Genomic DNA, 752 nt, shown 5'->3' with positions numbered 1-752 from the left:
CCGGCGGTGCCGTCAGCGGCCCGGCCGCCACCGACCTGCAGGCCACCCAGACCGGCGTTACCACCGACACCACCATTGCCACCCGCGGTCCCAGCAGCGGCGGCGACATCGGAGGCCGCGTCATAGCCGGCACCACCGGCACCACCGTTGCCGCCCTTACCGGCCACACCATTGGCACCATTGGCGGCCTGGACACCGCCACCGGAGAGGCCACCGGCGCCACCGGCCCCGGCGTTACCCCCATTGCCACCATTGACACCGGCACCACCGTCGGGGCTGCCGGCGGTACCGGCCGTGCCCACACCACCATGGGCACCGTCGGTTCCGCTACCACCCTTGCCGCCGACACCACCGGCACCATGGGCCCCGGCCACCGAACCGGTGCCACCGACACCACCATTGCCACCGGTGCCACCGGCACCACCGGACGTGCCCGCCGCCGCACCCGCTCCGAGCGCGTCATACCCGGCACCGCCGGCGCCACCCTTGCCGCCGTCACCGCCCGTGCCCGACGTCGCCCGCGTGGCTCCATCGGCCTGCAGACCACCTAGGCCACCGTTACCGCCATTACCACCCGCGGTGCCGGCGGTGCCGTTGACGATGACCGAGTTGCCGGCAGTGCCCGCGACCCCGTCCTTGCCGTCGCCACCGTTGCCGCCGACACCGGCGGTGCCGTCAGCGGCCCGGCCGCCACCGACCTGCAGGCCACCCAGACCGGCGTTACCACCGACACCACCATTGCCACCCGCGGT

General features: G+C 74.1%; 1 pseudogene. It reads right to left on the bottom strand.

The features are described from left to right. A pseudogene (locus tag LI94_RS24135) lies at positions 1-752 on the bottom strand (PE family protein); the annotation flags it as partial.

This window comes from Mycobacterium sp. UM_Kg27, assembly GCF_000972905.1.
GTDB lineage: Bacteria > Actinomycetota > Actinomycetes > Mycobacteriales > Mycobacteriaceae > Mycobacterium.
This window is presented reverse-complemented; position numbering and strand designations above follow the sequence as displayed.